This is a genomic window from Flavobacterium sp. CAU 1735 (assembly GCF_039888695.1).
Lineage (GTDB): Bacteria > Bacteroidota > Bacteroidia > Flavobacteriales > Flavobacteriaceae > Flavobacterium.
Genome location: NZ_JBDQQQ010000001.1, coordinates 446,927 through 467,001 on the forward strand (window position 1 = coordinate 446,927; position 20,075 = coordinate 467,001).

Genomic DNA, 20,075 nt, shown 5'->3' on the forward strand with positions numbered 1-20,075 from the left:
TTAGTTCACCATTCGGTTGGCCTGAACAAAAGAACGCTCGTAGTATGGCTCTTTTGTTGATGAAATGATCACACCGCTGGAAGTCGACGAATGGATGAATTTTATTTCGTCTTCGGCCACTTCTACAACCAGTCCGACATGATTAATGATGCGTCTGCCATTGGTTTTAAAGAAAACCAGATCACCGCGTTTAATATCTTTAAATTCGAGTTTTTCGCCCACTTTGGCCATGTCGTTGGAACTTCGGGGTAATTGCATGTCAAACGAACTGAAAACCGCCGTAACCAATCCGGAGCAATCCATTCCTTCGCGCGTTGTTCCGCCACCGCGATAGCGAACACCAAGATAATCCATCGCACTGTTGGTTAACTGTTCGGCCAGATAACTTTCATTCTCGTTGCTCACAATGATATCGTTTTCCGGAACATCACTGTCTACAATTTTTCGTTTTTTCTTATCCGTTTTTTTAGATTCGGACGGTTTGGCGTTTTTATCGGAAACGGCTACAGTTTTGGATTTTGTTCTTTCGGAATAGGTGTAAACTCCTTTTTTTTCGGCTTCTTTTTTAGAGGTGATAATGGTAGGAGCGGCAGTTTTACAGGAAACCACCAGAAATAATAAAACCAATACTTGTATAACCTTTCTCATATTCTCAAACGCTTTTCAACAAAATTAGGGAAATAATTTTTTCGGCTTATGTTAAATTATCCATAATTAAACGGGCGGTTTTGTCGCTTGCGCCTTCTCCGCCGAGCTTTTCTTCCAGCAAATCATAAGCAGCCAATACTTTAGAACGATGATTCGGCTCTAATATTTTATGCAGTTCCGCTTTAATTTTTTTAGGGTTGCAATCGTCCTGGATCAATTCGGTTACGACTTCCTGATCCATAATAAGATTGACGAGTGAAATATATTTTAAGGTGATAATGCGTTTGGCAATCTGATACGAAATCCAGTTCCCTTTATAAAGGACAACTTCCGGTACTTTAAAAAGCGCGGTTTCCAAGGTTGCGGTTCCGGATGTTACTAACGCCGCATGCGCCACGCTTAACAGATCGTAGGTTTTGTTCGAAATAAAATGTACTCTTTTGTTGGTCAGGAATTGTTTGTAAAATTCAAAATCCTGACTCGGCGCACCGGCAATCACAAATTGATAGTTTGGAAAACTGTCGACCGCCGATAGCATTTCGGATAACATTTTGGAAATTTCCTGTTTCCGACTACCGGGTAATAACGCAATGATCGGTTTGTCGTCCAGATCATGCTCTTTTCTAAATTTTTCGGTATCGGTTTTTGGTCGGTTATGAATCGCGTCAATTAACGGATGGCCTACAAAGTCGACCGGATACTGGTGTTTTTTTTCGTAAAAATCCTTTTCAAACGGAAGGATCACATACATTTTATCGACATCGCGTTTAATGGCATGAATACGGTTTTCTTTCCAGGCCCAGATTTGTGGTGAGATATAATAATGCGTTTTCATACCAAGCGCTTTTGCCCATTTGGCGATACGCATATTAAAACCAGGGTAATCGATAAAAATCAGCACATCCGGTTGGAACGCCAGAATATCGGCTTTGCAAAATTTGATATTAGTAAGGATCGTTTTCAGATTCATAACAACCTCTGCAAAACCCATAAAAGCCAGATCACGGTAATGTTTGACCAATGTTCCGCCGGCTTGTTGCATCAGATCGCCACCCCAAAAGCGGATTTCGGCTGTGGGATCGTATTTTAAAAGACTTTTTATCAGATTGGAACCGTGCAGATCGCCCGAAGCTTCCCCGGCAATAATATAGTATTTCATGTTGGTACGATTATAATAGAACGGTTAGAATGGCCAAAAAAAACGTTGCCAGTACAACACCGCGTGCCATTTCTTCTTTCTGAAATTTTAATAAAACAAAGAAACAAATCAGGTTGGCGATAGCGCCCAAGGTGATCACTTTTCCGGATAAATGCTGTTGACGGATAAAATGCAATCCTTCAATACTGCGGATATCGGTAAATAGCAACAGAAAAATTCCGGCGCCAATACAAGCGGCCACGATACCGATAAGAAATCCGATGATAAGATCTTTTTTAGCCATAGTTTTTTAAGGATTAAGATTCCAGGTGTTCAGTTGCTGGATGGCATGGTGCGCCGTTAAGTCAAATTGAACCGGAACTACGGAAATATAACCGTTGGCCAACGCCCATTCGTCGGTATCTTCACCTTTATCCTGATTGATAAATTCGCCGGTCAACCAATAATAATCTTTTCCCTGCGGATTGGTTCTTTTGTCAAAACGCTCTTCCCACATGGCTTTGGCTTGGCGACATACTTTGATTCCTTTGATTTCGTCTGCCGGTAATTTCGGTAAATTCACATTTAGAATAACACTGTCGGGTAATCCTTTTTCCAGTACTTCCAACGTGATTTTTTTAACAAAAGCCTTTACCGGTTCAAAATCGGCATTCCAGCTAAAATCCAATAACGAAAAACCAATGGCCGGAATTCCTTCGATACCGGCTTCTACCGCGGCACTCATCGTTCCCGAATAAATAATATTAATAGAAGAATTCGAACCGTGATTGATTCCCGAAACACAAAGATCCGGTTTGCGCTTTAAAATTTCATGTACGGCAATTTTGACACAGTCTACCGGAGTTCCGGAACAGCTGTATTCCATATCCAGATCAGCATCGATTTTGACTTTTTCAATATGGAGTGTGTTGTTAATGGTAATCGCATGTCCCATAGCCGATTGCGGACTGTCGGGAGCCACTACAACCACATCACCGATTTCTTTCATAACCGCAATTAAGGCGCGTATTCCGGGTGCGACAATACTATCGTCGTTGGTTACCAGAATCAAAGGTTTTTTGTTCATTTCGGGCATTTTTTTAAGTTTCGCTAAAGTACGCAATTTCTAAATTTGTTCTGGTACAATTTTTGATTTTTGAAATTTTAAGAAAGGGCTGATGATTCACTAATAAAAAGAAACCTTTAACAAAAAATTATCCGTATATTAAGAGAGTGGCGTCCTTTTTTATGTAATTTAGTTGAAAAATAGTAATGAATACTTTTTGGCAGTTTATGAAAAGAAATTATAAGATTGTATTGTTGATAACCGCTTTGTCAGCAATACTTTGGAGTTTTATGCCCACTAAAAAATCAGATCCGGAAAAAGACCGTCTTTTACTGGAATTGCTGACATTCGTGTTGGAAAAAGGGCATTATGATCCGGTGCAGATGGATGACGCGTTTTCAAAAAGTGTTTATAAAGAATATATCTCGGCTCTGGATCCTTCGAAACGATTCTTTGTCCAGTCGGATATCGACGAATTTTCAAAATACGAAACACAGATTGACGATATGATCCGCAATAAGGATCTGACCTTTTTTGACCTTACATATACCCGTTTGATGGAACGAATGGGAGAAGCTAAAGGCGTTTACAAAGACATTCTTGCACGTCCATTTAACTTTAATACAGAGGAACAAATCAGTCTGGATTATGACAAACAGCCGTTTTCAAAAAACAAAACGGAATTAAAAAACCGTTGGGAAAAACAGCTGAAACTAAATGTATTGTCTTCTGTAACCGACAAGCTGAAATTACAGGAAAAAGAGAAAGAAGATAAAGGAACCAAAAAAGAAGGAACAACAGCCAAAAAAGAATCCGATTCCAAGCCAAAAACCATGGAGGAATTGGAGAAAAGTTCCCGTGAAACGACATTAAAATCGTTGGATGAGTATTTTGGATTTATTGAGGAATTGGATCGTGATGACTGGTTTTCAGTTTATCTGAATGCAATTGTAGAACGATTTGATCCGCATACTTTTTATTTTGCACCAGACGACAAAGAGAAATTCGACATCAGCATTAGCGGAAGCCTGGAAGGAATCGGAGCCCGTTTGCAAAAGAAAAATGACTATACCGAAATTACCGAACTTATACCGGGAGGACCAGCATGGAGAGGAAAACAACTGGAGCAGGGTGATGTGATCATGAAAGTGGCTCAAGGAAATGCTGAACCGGTAGATGTGGTTGGAATGCGTTTGGACGATGTCGTGAAAAAAATCAAAGGTAAAAAAGGAACCGAGGTACGTCTGACCGTTAAAAAAGTAGACGGAACGATCAAAGTGATTCCAATTGTCCGCGAGGTGGTTGAAATTGAGGAAACCTATGCCAAATCATCGATTGTGAAAAAAGGGGATACTACTTACGGTATCATCAATCTTCCGAAATTCTATATCGATTTTGAGAATAAAGATAAAAGAGACGCTTTTAAAGATGTGGCTCAGGAAATCGAACGCCTTAAAAAGCAAAACGTTCAGGGAATTATAATGGATCTTAGAGACAATGGTGGTGGATCGTTACAAACCGTTGTAGATATGGTTGGTTTATTTATTGATCAGGGACCAGTGGTTCAGGTGAAATCGGCTAACGGTAAAAAAGAAGTATTATATAACAAACAGTCAAAAGTACACTGGGACGGACCGTTGGTGGTAATGGTGAATAATTTCTCAGCTTCGGCATCCGAAATTTTTGCAGCAGCTATCCAGGATTACAAACGTGGAGTTGTGATTGGAAGTAAACATACCTATGGAAAAGGAACGGTACAAAATGTTATCGACCTGAACCAGTTTATCCGAAGCAACCCTTACGGTGACTTGGGTGCGCTAAAAACAACCACGCAGAAATTCTACCGTGTTAACGGAGGTTCTACACAACGCGAGGGTGTATTGAGTGATATCGTAATGCCGGATCGTTATTCGTATATCGATATGGGTGAGCGTGATATCGACAATGCGATGCCATGGGATAAAATTGACCCGGCCAATTACCAACCGGTAAAAGGATTGGATTTTGCGCCAGCCATTGCAAAAAGTAAAGAGCGTATGGCGACAAACGAGCAATTCAAATTGATCGACGAAAACGCTAAATGGATTAGTTCCCGTAAGGATATGAATACATTGAGTCTTAACTTTAACAAGTTCCGCGCTGAAGAAACAGCAGTTGAAAATACCGCTAAAAAATTCAAAGCACTAGCCGATTATAAAAACAATTTATCATTCGGATCCTTACCTTACGAAAAAGAAATGTTTAAAAACGACACCGTACTGGCTCAAAAAAGAGAGCGTTGGCATGAAAGCCTAAGTAGCGATGTATATGTAGATGAAGCGTTGAATATCCTAAACGATATGAAAAGTAGTGGAAAAGATGTTAAAGGTTCCATCACATTAAAAGACAAAAAAAATAAAATAGTTGATAAAGTAAATTAATGAGTTTATCAAATCAATCGCTTACTGCTTTAGCGCTCCAGAAATTCCGTAGGAATTTTTGGGGCGTTTTCAGTTTTGTATTTATAGCCGTTCTGGTATTCATTTCCATTTTTGGCTATTTTTTAGCACCGGATACTACACAATATGCCAACTGGGGTGATTTGGCAATTCGCTCGAAAGAACCCGGTTTTAAAGTGACGATGTTACAGGTTCCGTTGGAAAACCAACCCGAAAGTCATTGGTATGATTATTTCACGGGCCATCCGGAAACGGTTATGCAAAAACCGATCAATAGTTATAAAATAGCAAACGACAGCTTGTATTTTGACGAGTATTCGGAAGATAAGAGTATTGTCATTTCCGATAAAATTCCATTATCGGCTTTTGGAAAAGCGGTTGATAATAAAACGATTGAAAAAGAATTTATCTCCCAAAAGAAATTCCTTTTAGGAACGGATAATCAGGGACGCGATTTGCTTAGCCGTCTGATCATCGGATCACGGGTTTCGATAGCCATCGGATTTGTAGCCGTTTTGATTTCATTGGTGGTTGGGATTTTCTTTGGTGCTTTGGCGGGTTATTACGGCGGAAAGATCGATGCGATGGTGATGTGGCTTATCAATGTAATCTGGTCGATTCCGACTTTACTCCTGGTCATTGCGATTACATTGGCCTTAGGAAAAGGATTCTGGCAGGTTTTTGTTGCCGTTGGACTTACAATGTGGGTCGAAGTTGCCCGTGTGGTCCGCGGTCAGGTTATGGGGATTAAAGAAATGCAATATGTAACCGCGGCACGCGCCTTAGGTTATACCAACAGTCGGATTATATTCCATCATATATTGCCAAACAGTATGGCACCGGTGATCGTAATTTCGGCGGCCAATTTTGCTTCGGCGATTCTGGTCGAAAGCGGATTAAGCTTTTTAGGATTGGGTGCCCAGTTACCCGTACCGAGTTGGGGCGCTATGATCAAAGATAACTACAATTATATCATCCTCGGAAAACCGTATCTGGCGATTATTCCGGGTGTAGCCATGTTGCTACTTGTTCTGGCCTTTATGATGATTGGAAATGCATTGCGCGATGCACTCGATGTAAAGACGTAATTTAATGATCTCAAAATAAAGTCGTTTACCCTATTTAGCGTTCAATTTTGTCCGGATGCTGTTCCCTTTTTAGAAAGTTGAATTTACAAAATTTGTAAATTATTGCCTTTTTTTGTAACTTTAACTAGTACAGGGTCTTATGTGGGGAATTGTGGCGGTCAATACGAAAGTGTTTAAAGAAATAAGTATTGAACGGGTTACAGATCAGGATTACAAAAAGATAACAAAGGCACGATTTTTCTTTAACTGGAAAACGGAACGACAAAACTGCGTATATAAACTAAGAATTTTAGAAAGTGAAGTTATTTTAGGATTGATATCACTAACACATTATCCAGAAGAGAGTCGAATCGAAATCAATCTTTTAGCCGTTTCAAAAGAAAATAGAGGTAAAGAAAAACAATATGATGACATAGCAGGTAATCTTATTGGTTTTGCTTGTAAGGAAGCTGTAAACCATTATGCTGAAATAGCATGTGTGTCACTAATTCCTAAAACGAAATTAAAAAAGCATTACATTACTAAATATGGAATGGAAGATGCCGGTAAACATATATGTTTAGAAGGATTGGCATTGTTTAGAATTATAGAAAAGTATATAGATGAAAGCGGAGAAATTAAATAAAAAATATTCACCGGAAGAACTTGCTGATTCATTTGTTTTTAGAAATAACCTAACGGTTGAACAAAAAGAAGAAGCTGCTGATGAGTTAAAACGGTTTAGGAAAAAGAATGTAAAGCCATTAACAGATAGTCAATTGCTATATGCACGCGTGCAGCAATTACGCTTTCAGATAGAAGATTATTTAAAATCAGATATTTATGATGCTGAGCTTTCTCTTCCCTTTTTTTTGAAGAAGTATATAAACCTCAGATATAAAATTAACAAAGATTTTGCTGAAGACATAAAGGTATCGGAATCAGAATTAAATTCGATTCTGAATATGGGGAAACCTCCAAGTAAGAAAATAATTATTCGTTTAGAACTACACTCTAATAATTTTATACCTGCATTATATTGGTATAAATTGTTGGAAAAAGAAAAGGAGTACGAAATACAAATAGATAAGAAGATCAGAAAAGAAGAAGCTAAGTATGTTCAGAATCGTTTGATTCTGGATTTCTAAATTAAAGAGGGCTGTTTCAATTTGAAACAGCCCTCTTTAATTTTATGAATTAGGCGTTTGGATTTAAATTTTTCAGGTTTAATTGGGCTTCCTGTAATTCAATTTTACGCTCTTTATTTTTGTTGGTTAGCTTTAACAGCTTTTTCTTCCATTTGATATCCTCTTCGGCAGTAAGCTTGTCTTTATCTTTTAAGGTTTTATACTTTGAAGACTGCTTGTCCAAATCCTTCTGACTGTCGGCTAATCTGTCGGTCGCTTTATGAACGTTTTTCTGAGCCTTTTCGATATCTTTTTTGGCTTTTTCAGCCTTCTGTAATTCTTTGGCCAGTCGTTTTTGTTCTTTTTCGGCCGCTTTACGTTGCTTTTCGGCTTCTTTAAGTGCTAATTCGTGTTCTTTAAGCTTTGCTTTTTCCAGTCGCTCTTTTTCTTCGTTAATCTTTTTTAAATCTTCAAGGCTTTGCGAAAGGTGGGTTTCGGCATTGTTGCTAACGGTTTCTTTCGAAATTTCCTGTCCAAAACTAAACTGTGTTGAAATAACAGCTAGTGCAACCATCAATTTTACTCTCATAGATACTACTTTTATTAATTTTAAAAGGGTTATAACTATTTATTATCTTTACAAATGTAACAAAAATCAAGCCATGCCTGCAGTAATAGCGATGAAACGACCTGTATTTCTGATAAAACTCCTTTTGGTGTTTTTTTTCTTGTTTTCATGTGATAAAAAAACAACAACGGCAATAGAAACATCCTTGTCCGGAGTGCCTGAAAAGGAAATTGTGACCGATGTCGATAGTACATCCGCTACTTTTACGATGGCAAATTTTGACTATTTTCCCACTTCGACCACCGGAGTGGTGATCAACCATGATGCGTATTCCTTTTCCTATGCCGAACCCTATGAACAAGCGGAATGGGTAGCCTATACGCTAACAAAAGATGATTTGTCCAACCGGGATTTTAAACGCCCGTTGTTTACCGAAGATAAAGATGTGAAATCCGGATCGGCGAGCTGGCGGAACTACAAACAATCCGGTTATGATAAAGGACATTTGTGCCCGGCCGGTGATCGGAAAAAGAACTATAAAATGTTTGAAGAAACATTTCTGACGTCTAATATCGCTCCGCAATTGCATCATTTTAACGATGGTGTCTGGAACCGACTGGAGCAAAAAGTACGGTATTGGGCTACGAAATACGATGGATTATATGTGGTAACCGGAGGCGTTTTGTCCGAAAATTTAAAAACCATCGGGAAAGAAAATGTCGCTGTACCGAATTATTTCTATAAAGTATTGATGACCAAAAAAGGGGATAAAATGATCGGATTCCTGGTTCCACATGCTGTAAGCGACCGACCGTTATACGAATTTGTAGTCGATGTGGATACGATCGAAAAACTCACCGGTATCGATTTCTTTCCGCAATTACCGGATGCTATCGAAAATAAATTTGAAAAAAACAGCGATTATAAAGCGTGGAGTTTTAATTAGACTACCATTCGTTTACTTTGTTAGCATCCATTTTCAGGAATACAAACAATAAAATGGTAAACGCCCATAAACTCGATCCACCATAGGAGAAAAAGGGTAGTGGTACTCCAATGGTTGGAAACATCTTGATCAGCATCGAAATATTTACAAAAAAGTGGGTAAACAGGAACGTTGCGACACAATAGCCATACACCCGGCTAAATTTTGTTTTCTGATGTTCGGCGAGGTAAATGATCCGCATAAAAAGGGTTACAAATAATATGATTACAACCGCAGCACCTACAAATCCCCATTCTTCACCAACAGTTGTAAAAATATAATCGGTATGCTGTTCCGGTACGAAACCACCTTTGGTTTGCGTTCCTTCGAGATAGCCTTTACCAAGCCAGCTTCCGGAACCAATGGCAATCATCGATTGGTTCAGGTTGTATCCTTCACGCTGCATGTTTACATCTTTTCCAAGAAGTACATTGATACGATCTTTCTGGTGGGCTTCCAATACGTTTTCGTAAACATAATCCACCGAGAATACAAATCCGGTTATCAATACAAAAATAATCCCGTAAACAAGCGGATTCCGATTGATACGACGGTTAAAGATATAGTGGATGATCATTATGATAAGCGCCAGTATAACGATAAATACCGGTTTGATAATCAAGGCAAGTATAAAGAGTATAATTGCGATAAAACCGGTCCAAAGATACCAACTTGGCAATCCTTCGCGATACAATACGAATGTCAGTGAAATAAAGATCATGGCACTACCGGCATCGGGTTGCAGAAGGATTAAAACCACCGGAAAACCAAATACAGCCAGTGCAATTATCTGGTGTTTAAATAGTTTAATGTTGATCTGCGTGTCACTCAGTAACTTCGCCAGAAGCAAAGCCGTGGCGGTTTTTACGAACTCAGACGGCTGGAAACCGAAACCACCAAACTGGTACCAGTTGGTTTGTCCTTTAATCGTCTTACCAAATGCAAATAGTCCAAGAAGGAGGACAATACCAAATGCATAAAAGACAATAGCATACTTTTCGAATATTTTGGCATCCACAGAAAGTATGGTGAAAATCAACGGGATGGTGAGCATGATAAAAAGCATCTGCTTACCATAGGTCTGACTTAAATCAAAAATTGAGGTTTCCTCAAGCGGTAACGAAGCCGAGTAGATATTCATCCACCCCATGACCACCAATACAATATAAATAAGTATGGTGATCCAATCGATATTATTCGCTACGCTCTGATTTTTCATTATCGGTTATTGATTGTAAAAGGTACACCACTGGTTACCTTGTCGTATTCATGTTGTAAACTGCCTTCCAGCATTCTTTTTTCCAAATCGGTACGGGTAATGGTCTTTTTCAGATATTTCTCAATCATCAAGCTGGAAATAGGTCCGGCCCAACGCGCACCCCAATAACCGTTTTCTACCAATACAGCGATTGCGATTTTCGGATCGTTTCGCGGTGCAAATGCTACGAAAACCGAGTGGTCGGTTAGCTGTACTCTTTTTCCGTTGATCTTGGTAAAGTTTTCGGCCGTACCGGTTTTACCGCAAATTTCAATTCCTTCTACACGAAGACTGGCTGCGGTTCCCATATTGTACACGTCGAATAAACCGTCGATAACCGGTCGGAAATATTGTTTGTCGATAGACGTAATGTGTTTGGTCGTAAACTTTTTGTCGATCTTATGTTTTTCAATTTTTCGAATAACGTGAGGCGTATAATAATAACCTTCATTGGCAATTGTGGCCATCATATTCGCCAACTGAATCGGTGTCATCGTTACCTCACCCTGTCCGATGGAATTGGAAATAATGGTCGTACTTTTCCAACCGCCATTCGGATACCAGCGGTCATAATAACGCGAAGTCGGGATGTGTCCTTTTCTTCCCGGCGGAAGATCGTAGCCCATAAAATTCCCCAATCCGAAACTTTTCATATGCGCACTCCAGGCGTCCACACCAAAACGCGGTTTGTTATATTTTTCGATCGTTCGTTTAAATACATTGGCAAAATAGGCATTACAGGATTTGTAAATACCGTTATGCAACTTGATATTTCCGCCCGGACAGTGACATTTCATAAAAGCACCTCTACCGTAGGAAAACCCGTGATGACAAACAAAGGTTGTGTTTTCGTCGATTACTTCTTCCTGAAGTCCGGCCAGACCGGTTAATATTTTAAAAGGCGATCCCGGCGGATATTCTGCCAGAAGTCCGCGGTCGTATAAAGGCTTTGCAATCGAATCGTTGTAAAGCATGGTATAATTTTTAGAACGCTCGCGACCTACCAAAATTGCCGGATCATAGGATGGTGCCGTCACCAAAGCCAGAATTTCACCGGTTTTGGGTTCGATCGCAACAATACCACCGCGTTTGTTTACCATTAAAGCCTCGCCATACTTTTGAAGTTCGGCATCGATGGTTAAAGTGATGTCTTCTCCCTGAACGGCAATCGTATCATAAATACCATCTTTATATGGGCCAATTTCACGGTTGAAACGATCCCGCTGTATGTATTTTACACCTTTGGTACCGCGTAAAACCTCCTCGTACATCTGTTCCACACCTTGCATACCAATCAAATCGCCGCTTTTGTAATACGGTTTCTTTTTGATGATATTATCGTTTACCTGTGTGATATAACCGAAGACGTTGGCGCCTACTGTCACCTGATAGTCTCGTAATGATCGCTTTAAAACTTCAAATCCCGAAAATTTGCGGATCTTTTCCTGAAAGGCCGCATATTCCATTTTGTTTAACTGAGCGATAAATACCGATGGTAGCATCGGACTGTAAACGCGCGCTTTTTCTATTTTTTTGATAAACTCCTCTTTGGAGATGTTCAGTAGATTGCAAAACTCAAGGGTGTCGATATTTTTAACATCCTTAGGTGTCACCATAATATCATACGACGGTTGGTTGGCTACCAATAGCTGACCGTTACGGTCGTAGATATAACCGCGTTCCGGATATTCATATTTGATTTTGATAGCATTATTATCCGATTTTTGGATATAAGAATCGTCTAAAATCTGTAGATAGAAAAGCCGTGCCATTATCAGCAATGCTGCAATAACAATCAAACCGGGTAATAAAAGTTTTCTCATCGTTTGCTAGGCTTAATTAAATAAATAATTATGATGCAAAGCAGTAAGGTAAATATAGTGCTTAGTAAAGTTCGTAATAAAATATCCCAAATAAAATTAAAACGGAATATTTCTAATAAATATAAGACTAAATGATGGGTGACTACGGCAATAAGAATAAATGAAAAACGTTCGGGCGTAAGTTTGTCGGTAATTTTAACCGTCTGATATTCGTAACTGACTCCGAATGAAAATTTAAAAAAGGTAGGTCTAAAATAAGCCAGGGTTACACAGGCAGCCGCATGTACACCTCCGGAATTGGAAAACATATCCATAACAAGTCCGAGGAAAAAACTGGCCACAAGCAAACCGGCTTTGCTACCGTTTACCGGGTACAAAATGATAAAAAGAATGTACGGATACGGATTGATAAAACCCAGAAAGTCGATGTTGTTAAAGACAACAACCTGTATGGCAAGCAGCACTACAAACCGTAAGCTATTTGTAATAAACGTACTATTCATTTTTTGTTTCTTCTTGTAATTTCTGGATTTCTTTTCGCTTTACATTTTCAATTACATACACGTGACCTAAGTTGGTCATGTCGTTAAATAATCGAATATTCAGGGTGTAATAATTGGTCGCTTTGTCGATATATACTTTGTCGATAACTCCGATAGGGATGTTTTCCGGGAAAATATCCGAAATACCTCCGGTTACAATGGTATCGCCTTTGCGAACCGAAGCCAAACGTGGTACATCGATCAATTGCGCAAATCCTACGTTTTTACCATTCCACGTTAGGGAACCAAAATGATTGGATTTTTTGATTTTAGCATTAATCTTAGACTTGATATTCAAGACACTTTGTACGGTCGAATAACTGTTGGAAGTCTTTTCGATCATACCCACGACTCCCAAACTGTTCACAACACCCATATCGGCATGAATGCCATCTTTTTCACCACCTAAAAGCGTCAGGTAATTTTCTTTACTGTTAAAAGTATTGTTGATCACCTTAGCATTATACACTTTTACATTTTCGATTCCGGACGGTTTTGGCAAAGCGCTTCCGGCCGTTAAAGAATCGGTATTGTTAAAAAGCAGTTTTTTCAACTGGGCATTTTCATTGGCCAGCTGGTTGTTTTGTTCGCGAAGGTTCAGGTATTCTTTAACGTTATTGATCTTTTCGTATACAAATCCGGTAAAGACATTCGCCGAACTAATATAGCGACTTCTGTGATAGGAATGGGATTGTATGGTCAATGATAAAGAAATGCCCAAAAGCAGCAAAAACAGTAACCGGTTACTGTTTTTTAATATAAAGTTAAAGATTTGCTGCATGAATTAGTTCTTTATTTGATAAGAATCCCTTTGAATTTCTGAATATTTTTTAATGCCATTCCTGTTCCTCTTACAACGGCTCGTAACGGATCTTCGGCGATATAAACCGGTAAATCCGTTTTTTGAGAGATACGCTTGTCAAGTCCTCGTAACATCGATCCTCCACCGGCCAGATAAATACCGGTATTGTAAATATCGGCGGCTAGTTCGGGCGGTGTTTGGGATAAGGTTTCCATAACCGCATCTTCAATACGCTGAATGGATTTATCTAAAGCTTTTGCGATCTCACGATACGAAACGTCTACCTGTTTTGGCTTTCCGGTTAACAAGTCACGTCCCTGAACCGACATTTCATCCGGCGGCGTATCCAGGTCTTCCGTAGCGGCACCGATAGCAATTTTAATTTTTTCAGCGGTACTTTCTCCAACAAAAAGGTTGTGTTGTGTTCGCATATAATATACGATATCGTTGGTAAACACGTCACCGGCAATTTTAACCGATTTGTCACAAACGATCCCGCCTAATGCGATCACGGCGATTTCGGTAGTACCACCTCCGATATCGACAATCATATTTCCTTTCGGTTGCATAATATCCACACCGATACCGATAGCCGCAGCCATCGGTTCGTGGATTAAGTATACTTCTTTTCCATTAACCCGCTCACAGGATTCTTTTACCGCACGCATTTCCACTTCCGTAATTCCGGAAGGGATACAAACCACCATTCGCAAAGCCGGTGTAAACATTTTTTTCTTTAGCGCCGGAATGCTTTTAATGAACAAACTGATCATTTTTTCCGATGCGTCAAAATCAGCAATTACACCATCCTTTAGAGGACGTATGGTTTTGATGTTTTCATGAGTCTTACCCTGCATCTGGTTTGCTTCTTTACCAACAGCAATAATTTTCCCAGAAACACGATCACGAGCAACTATAGATGGACTATCAACGACAACTTTGTCATTGTGGATAATAAGGGTATTTGCGGTACCTAGGTCAATCGCAATATCCTCAGTCATGAAATCAAAAAATCCCATACAAAAAAGGGTTTAATACATTTATAAATAATTAGCCTACAAAAATAATAAAATTAATGTTTAAAATGACGAACTCCGGTAAATACCATCGCAACTTTATTTTCGTTGCAATAGTTGATACTCAGTTCGTCTTTTATAGAGCCACCCGGTTGAATAACAGCGGTGATGCCGGCATTTTTTGCCAACTCAACACAATCCGGAAAAGGGAAGAAAGCATCGCTTGCCATTACTGCTCCGTTTAAATCAAAATGGAATGAATTTGCTTTTTCAACAGCCTGGCGTAATGCGTCTACCCGCGACGTTTGTCCGGTTCCGGAAGCGCACAACTGTTTGTTTTTAGCAAAAACGATAGTGTTCGATTTGGTGTGTTTACAGATTTTGGAGGCAAAAAGCAGATCTTCGATTTCCTTTGTTGTAGGTGCTGTTATGGTAACGGTTTTTAAGAGCTCTTTATTGTCTGTAATATTGTCTTTATCCTGAATTAACATTCCATTAAGACAGGTGCGTACCTGTTTTGTAGGTAATTCCACATCATTTTGGATCAGGATGATTCTGTTTTTCTTTTCTTCTAAAATAGCAATCGCTTTTTCGTCATACGCCGGAGCAATTACCACTTCGCAAAACAACTTGTTGATTTCTTCCGCAGCGGCTTCATCAATTTTTCCGTTGGCGATCAAAACACCACCGAAGGCCGAAGTCGGATCACCGGCTAAAGCATCCAGATAGGCTTCTTTCATCGTTTTACGCGTCGCTAATCCACAAGCATTGTTGTGTTTTAAAATCGCGAATGTCGGATCGTCATTTTTAAACTCATTCATCAGGTTTACAGCCGCGTCAACGTCCAAAAGGTTGTTGTACGAAAGCTCTTTTCCGTGTACTTTGGTAAACATTGCGTCGAAATCACCAAAGAAATACCCTTTCTGGTGTGGGTTTTCGCCATAACGCAATACCTGACCGTTGTCTACACTGGCTTTATAAACCGTTTCATCGGTGTTGAAATAATTAAAAATGGCACCGTCATAGTGTGACGAAACATGGAACGCTTTGGTAGCCAAAAGGCGTCTTTCTTCCAATGTAGTCGCCCCGTTTCCGTTAGTGATCATGTCAAGGAATAAGGCATATTCGTTTACTGAGGCAACGATAACGGTATCTTTAAAGTTTTTCGCAGCTGCACGGATCAGGGAAATACCACCGATATCGATTTTTTCGATAATATCGGCTTCGTTGGCTCCGGAAGCAACGGTTTTTTCAAACGGATATAAGTCAACAATAACCAAATCAATTTGTGGAATTTCGTATTCCTGCATCTGTTGTACATCGCCTTCATGATCCTGACGGTTTAAGATCCCACCGAAAATTTTCGGATGTAACGTTTTAACGCGTCCGCCTAAAATCGAAGGATAAGACGTTACATCTTCCACAGGAACTACCGGAATACCCAGATTTTTGATAAAATCTTCGGTTCCGCCGGTTGAATAAATCGTCACATTGTGGGCGTGTAATTTTCTAACGATAGGTTCCAGGCCGTCTTTGTCGAATACCGAAATTAAAGCCGATTGAATGGTTTTTGTTGTGTTCATTGTGTTGTTGTGTTTTTTAAAGGTGCAAAAGTAATTATTGTTAGACTAACATTCAAAAGAAAGGGCATTAGATTTTAGTCTTTTTTGATTTTTTTTCACGGTTTTTGATCTGATTCACAGCTTTATTGGACACAAAACTTTAAGCGATAGAAGAGAATCGGATACGGACCGGGTTTGGTTATGGTGGAACTATTGGGTATTTGTGTAAATTTTCTGTAACATTTGCGGTTTTTTACCTACTAATTGGCTAGGATATTGCTCAAAAAATACAGAATTTTACAAAAGTTAAACCCGTCACTATGTTGTTATACCTGAGACTGCTAAAAGAAAGTTTGAGTTTTGCACTCAATGCTTTGCGGAATAATAAATTGCGAACCCTGTTGTCGCTGTTAGGTGTTACAATTGGTATCTTTTCGATTATCGCCGTACTGGCGGCTGTCGATTCTATGGATCGTAAAATCAAAAGTGACCTTAGCGGATTGGATAAAAATACGATCTATCTAATGCGTTTTTCATTCGGACCATCGGATATACCACAATGGAAACGCGAGCAATTCCCGGATGTTACCTACGAAGAATTCGACTATTTGAAAAGGTCGTTAAACGATCTGGATAAGATTTCGTTTAATTTGTTTACCCGTAAAGAAAATATCAAATACGAATCGAGTACCGTAAGCAGTATTAATGTGACCCCGTGTACCAATGAGTTTATCGATATTGAAAAGCTAAAATTTGCGCAAGGACGTTTTTTTAACGAAGCAGAATCCAATTCGGGTTCGCCGGTAATCATTATTGGAAGTGAAGTGGCTACCGGATTGTTTGGTACGATGGATCCGATGGGTAAAAAAATACGTTTATACGGACAACGGTTTACGGTGATCGGCGTTTTAGACAAAGAAGGATCGAGTACTTTCGGACCGAGTAGAGACGTTTCGGTTTTCCTACCGGTAAATTTCCTAAGACGATTATACGGTGATAATAGCGATATGCTAACACCGGCGATTTTGATAAAACCGGTAAAAGGTGTGGATATTGAAGCTTTTAAAGGCGAATTGATCCAAAAGCTACGTACTTTCAGAGGACTAAAAACCGGAGATATCAATAACTTTTTTATCAATGTATTATCCGGATTCACGGATCTGATCGATAATATCGTCGGACAAATGAATGTGGTAGGCTGGATTATCAGTGGTTTTTCCCTGTTGGTAGGCGGTTTCGGAATTGCCAACATTATGTTTGTGTCGGTAAAAGAACGAACCAACCTGATCGGGATTCAGAAAGCTTTAGGAGCGAAAAATCGATTTATATTGTTCCAGTTCCTGTTTGAAGCCGTTATTCTATCGGTAATCGGAGGATTGGTCGGAATGCTTTTGGTCTGGATTATTGCTCTGGTATTGTCGAAAGTATTGGATTTTGAATTTGTACTTGGCTTCTGGAATATCATTATCGGAACCTCACTTGCCGCATTTATCGGATTGATTTCCGGAATTATCCCGGCGATTTCAGCCTCCAAACTGGACCCGGTAGAAGCCATCCGAAGCGGAATGTAATAATAAAAAAAACACCTGACAGGTTTTTAAAACCTGTCAGGTGTGAATACTATAGTATTTTAATACTATTATGCTGAAGCAGTCGCTACGTTTTTATCTATTTTATTTACCAATCCAACTAAAACTTTACCCGGACCTACTTCTGTAAACAAAGTGGCACCGTCGGCGATCATTTGTTGTACGGATTGCGTCCATTTTACCGGAGCGGTTAATTGTGTGATCAAATTCTTTTTGATTTCAGCAGGATCCGAAACGGCTTTTGCCGGTACGTTTTGGTACACCGGACAAATTGGAGTGTTAAATGTTGTTGCTTCGATAGCTGCAGCCAGTTCTTCGCGAGCCGGTTCCATCATAGGCGAGTGGAAAGCACCACCAACCGGAAGAATCAAGGCACGTTTTGCTCCGGCTTCTTTCATCGCTTCGCAGGCTTTTTCCACAGCGGTTAACTCACCGGAAATTACCAACTGACCCGGGCAATTGTAATTGGCAGCTACAACCACTCCGTCGATTGAAGCACATACATCTTCCACTACTTTATCCTCAAGACCTAAAACGGCCGCCATAGTAGATGGAGTGATTTCGCAGGCTTTTTGCATCGCCATGGCTCTTTGGGAAACCAATTTCAAAGCATCTTCGAACGATAAGGTTCCGTTGGCAACCAAAGCCGAAAATTCACCTAACGAGTGACCGGCAACCATTTCCGGTTTAAAGTCGTCACCAAGGGTTTTGGCTAAAATCACCGAATGTAAAAAAACAGCCGGTTGTGTTACTTTGGTTTCTTTTAATTGTTCGGCAGTACCTTCAAACATAATGTCGGTAATGCGAAAACCTAATATCTCGTTTGCTTTTTCGAATAGTTCTTTTGCCAGTGCCGAATTTTCGTATAATTCTTTACCCATTCCGGTAAACTGAGCACCCTGACCTGGAAATACATATGCTTTCATATTCTTCTCTGTTGGTTTTGTTTGTTATTGACAGGCAAAAATAGTGTTTTTTAGCATATTGGAAAGCAGATTGTTGCCGAGCCTGAAATAAGGAACCGTTGCAGTTTCCCTAAAAAGGTAGACTGCAACGGTTCTACTTAAAACCAGATTATGAAATAATTATTGCTGTACAAGTTGTAATTCGATGTTTAAACGAACGTCGTCGCTCACCAATACACCACCGGTTTCCAAGGCGGAATTCCAGTTTAAACCCCAGTCTTTACGGCTGATTTTTCCGGAAATGTTTAACCCGGCTTTGGTATTACCCCAAGGGTCTTTCATCAATCCGCTGAATTCTACCGGTAGTTTTACAAATTTAGTAACACCACGCAAGCTAAGATCTCCGGATAACTCATAAGTGTCGTCGTCTACTTTGGTAAAAGATGACGCTTTAAAAGTCAGTTTTGGATGGTTTTCCGCATCGAAAAAGTCAGCGCTTTTTAAGTGATTGTCACGATCGGCGTTTCTAGTGTCTACCGAATTCACATCGGCTGAAAAACTAATCGAAGCATTTTCGAAAGTATCACCATCGGTTGTGATTGAAGCGTCGTAGTTTTCGAATTTACCGGAAACATTAGTAAACATCATGTGTTTTACTTTAAATCCTATTTCTGAGTGTGTCGGGTCAATTGCCCATTTTGTAGTTGCCATAATAATATGTTTTAAAAGTTATAGTATTGTTTTAATTTTTTATTTATTCGATTTCCATTGGAACTTCCATTAATAGGAACTCCGCATCAGTAGTAGCCGTAATGGTTACTTTGTCGGTATTCCAGATTCCCAATCCGTCGCGGGTGTCTAGAGCCTGATCATTTACAGAAACCGCTCCTTTTAGTACGAAAACATAAAGTCCGTTTCCTTCTTTTTTAAAAGAGTACTCTTTTGCGATACCGGCGTCGAATTTTCCCATATGAAACCAGGCATCCTGATTGATCCAAACGCCTTCGTCATCCGGATTTGGAGAAAGTACCTGTTGCAATACATTATGTCTTTCGTCTTCGTTTAATGTGATCTGATCATAACGTGGCGCCACATTTCGTTTGCTTGGGAAAACCCATATCTGAAGGAATTTAACCTCTTTATCGGCGTTTTTGTTGTATTCGCTATGGCGTACACCGGTTCCGGCACTCATCACCTGGATATCGCCTTTTTTGATAACGGTTTTGTTACCCATACTGTCCTGGTGTTCCAAATCGCCTTCCAATGGAATACTAATGATTTCCATATTGTCGTGCGGATGTGTTCCAAATCCCATTCCGGCAGCTACGGTATCGTCGTTTAAAACGCGTAAGGCTCCGAAATGAACCCTTTCCGGGTTAAAATAATTAGCAAAACTAAAAGTGTGGAAACTTTGTAACCAGCCATGATTGGCGTTTCCTCTGGTGTTGGCTTTATGCAATACGATATTTTCCATAATCTTAGAGTTTGTGTTTTGAATATGATTAAATCCTACGGGTTCTTTTGGGTCGGAAATGGCTTCT

Annotated in this window: 20 protein-coding genes; 6 read left to right on the top strand and 14 right to left on the bottom strand. The window is 39.7% G+C overall.

The genetic code is table 11. The annotated features are described in order from the left end of the window. The 4 genes from AAFN64_RS02220 to surE are packed head-to-tail and all read right to left on the bottom strand — an operon-like array spanning nt 1 to nt 2,873. Entirely contained in the window at nt 1-648 is a 648-nt protein-coding gene (locus AAFN64_RS02220) for a C40 family peptidase (RefSeq protein WP_300491307.1), read from the bottom strand. Nucleotides 649-694: 46 nt separating this feature from the next. Then, nucleotides 695-1,807 carry a lipid-A-disaccharide synthase gene (gene lpxB, locus AAFN64_RS02225; RefSeq protein ID WP_347759145.1) on the bottom strand — a complete coding sequence of 371 codons (1,113 nt, stop codon included), beginning with the start codon at nt 1,805-1,807 and terminating at the stop codon, nt 695-697. Between the two features lie 10 nt (nt 1,808-1,817). Then, nucleotides 1,818-2,090, bottom strand: coding sequence for a hypothetical protein (locus AAFN64_RS02230; protein WP_347759146.1), 273 nt, complete (start codon nt 2,088-2,090; stop codon nt 1,818-1,820). A gap of 6 nt (nt 2,091-2,096) precedes the next feature. Further along, nucleotides 2,097-2,873, bottom strand: coding sequence for a 5'/3'-nucleotidase SurE (gene surE / locus AAFN64_RS02235; protein ID WP_347759147.1), 777 nt, complete (start codon nt 2,871-2,873; stop codon nt 2,097-2,099). Between the two features lie 185 nt (nt 2,874-3,058). Here surE and AAFN64_RS02240 point away from each other — a divergent pair, with 185 nt between their 5' ends. From AAFN64_RS02240 to AAFN64_RS02255, 4 genes are all read left to right on the top strand, one after another. Next, nucleotides 3,059-5,272 (top strand): carboxy terminal-processing peptidase, encoded by a 2,214-nt coding sequence (locus AAFN64_RS02240; protein ID WP_347759148.1) that lies wholly within the window; start codon nt 3,059-3,061, stop codon nt 5,270-5,272. Next, nucleotides 5,272-6,378, top strand: coding sequence for an ABC transporter permease (locus AAFN64_RS02245; RefSeq protein WP_347759149.1), 1,107 nt, complete (start codon nt 5,272-5,274; stop codon nt 6,376-6,378). Before AAFN64_RS02240 ends, AAFN64_RS02245 begins: the two co-directional genes overlap by 1 nt. A gap of 139 nt (nt 6,379-6,517) precedes the next feature. Then, nucleotides 6,518-7,003, top strand: a complete 486-nt coding sequence (locus AAFN64_RS02250; protein WP_347759150.1) for an N-acetyltransferase — start codon at nt 6,518-6,520, stop codon at nt 7,001-7,003. Further along, nucleotides 6,981-7,505 carry a hypothetical protein gene (locus AAFN64_RS02255; protein ID WP_347759151.1) on the top strand — a complete coding sequence of 175 codons (525 nt, stop codon included), beginning with the start codon at nt 6,981-6,983 and terminating at the stop codon, nt 7,503-7,505. The genes AAFN64_RS02250 and AAFN64_RS02255 overlap by 23 nt, the downstream gene beginning before the upstream one ends. Nucleotides 7,506-7,554: 49 nt before the next feature. On the opposite strand, the gene AAFN64_RS02260 is transcribed toward AAFN64_RS02255, so the two are convergent. After that, nucleotides 7,555-8,073, bottom strand: a complete 519-nt coding sequence (locus AAFN64_RS02260; protein ID WP_347759152.1) for a hypothetical protein — start codon at nt 8,071-8,073, stop codon at nt 7,555-7,557. A 247-nt stretch (nt 8,074-8,320) separates the two neighbouring features. Here AAFN64_RS02260 and AAFN64_RS02265 point away from each other — a divergent pair, with 247 nt between their 5' ends. Beyond that, nucleotides 8,321-8,998 (top strand): DNA/RNA non-specific endonuclease, encoded by a 678-nt coding sequence (locus AAFN64_RS02265; protein WP_300491371.1) that lies wholly within the window; start codon nt 8,321-8,323, stop codon nt 8,996-8,998. 1 nt (nt 8,999) lies between these two features. On the opposite strand, the gene rodA is transcribed toward AAFN64_RS02265, so the two are convergent. From rodA to purH, 6 genes are read right to left on the bottom strand one after another with little or no spacing between them, the layout of a single operon-like run. Beyond that, nucleotides 9,000-10,256, bottom strand: a complete 1,257-nt coding sequence (gene rodA / locus AAFN64_RS02270) for a rod shape-determining protein RodA (RefSeq protein ID WP_300491322.1) — start codon at nt 10,254-10,256, stop codon at nt 9,000-9,002. Further along, nucleotides 10,256-12,118, bottom strand: coding sequence for a penicillin-binding protein 2 (gene mrdA / locus AAFN64_RS02275; protein ID WP_300491324.1), 1,863 nt, complete (start codon nt 12,116-12,118; stop codon nt 10,256-10,258). The genes rodA and mrdA overlap by 1 nt, the downstream gene beginning before the upstream one ends. Continuing rightward, entirely contained in the window at nt 12,115-12,621 is a 507-nt protein-coding gene (locus tag AAFN64_RS02280) for a rod shape-determining protein MreD (RefSeq protein WP_300491326.1), read from the bottom strand. The genes mrdA and AAFN64_RS02280 overlap by 4 nt, the downstream gene beginning before the upstream one ends. Continuing rightward, a complete protein-coding gene (mreC, locus tag AAFN64_RS02285) occupies nt 12,614-13,441 on the bottom strand; it encodes a rod shape-determining protein MreC (protein ID WP_347759153.1) in 828 nt (275 codons plus the stop codon). The genes AAFN64_RS02280 and mreC overlap by 8 nt, the downstream gene beginning before the upstream one ends. Nucleotides 13,442-13,452: 11 nt before the next feature. Further along, entirely contained in the window at nt 13,453-14,481 is a 1,029-nt protein-coding gene (locus tag AAFN64_RS02290; RefSeq protein ID WP_136402146.1) for a rod shape-determining protein, read from the bottom strand. A 53-nt stretch (nt 14,482-14,534) separates the two neighbouring features. Next, nucleotides 14,535-16,061 (bottom strand): bifunctional phosphoribosylaminoimidazolecarboxamide formyltransferase/IMP cyclohydrolase, encoded by a 1,527-nt coding sequence (gene purH / locus AAFN64_RS02295; RefSeq protein WP_347759154.1) that lies wholly within the window; start codon nt 16,059-16,061, stop codon nt 14,535-14,537. A 299-nt stretch (nt 16,062-16,360) separates the two neighbouring features. Here purH and AAFN64_RS02300 point away from each other — a divergent pair, with 299 nt between their 5' ends. Then, nucleotides 16,361-17,611: an ABC transporter permease gene (locus tag AAFN64_RS02300; RefSeq protein WP_300491333.1), complete on the top strand. Its 1,251-nt coding sequence runs from the start codon at nt 16,361-16,363 to the stop codon at nt 17,609-17,611. Between the two features lie 68 nt (nt 17,612-17,679). Here the strand turns inward: AAFN64_RS02300 and fabD are convergent, their stop codons facing one another. The 3 genes from fabD to AAFN64_RS02315 form a co-directional block, all read right to left on the bottom strand. Further along, nucleotides 17,680-18,555 carry an ACP S-malonyltransferase gene (fabD, locus tag AAFN64_RS02305; RefSeq protein WP_347759155.1) on the bottom strand — a complete coding sequence of 292 codons (876 nt, stop codon included), beginning with the start codon at nt 18,553-18,555 and terminating at the stop codon, nt 17,680-17,682. Between the two features lie 159 nt (nt 18,556-18,714). Further along, nucleotides 18,715-19,245, bottom strand: a complete 531-nt coding sequence (locus tag AAFN64_RS02310; RefSeq protein WP_300491337.1) for a YceI family protein — start codon at nt 19,243-19,245, stop codon at nt 18,715-18,717. Nucleotides 19,246-19,288: 43 nt separating this feature from the next. Continuing rightward, nucleotides 19,289-20,008 (bottom strand): pirin family protein, encoded by a 720-nt coding sequence (locus tag AAFN64_RS02315; RefSeq protein ID WP_300491373.1) that lies wholly within the window; start codon nt 20,006-20,008, stop codon nt 19,289-19,291. Between the last annotated feature and the right edge of the window lie 67 nt (nt 20,009-20,075).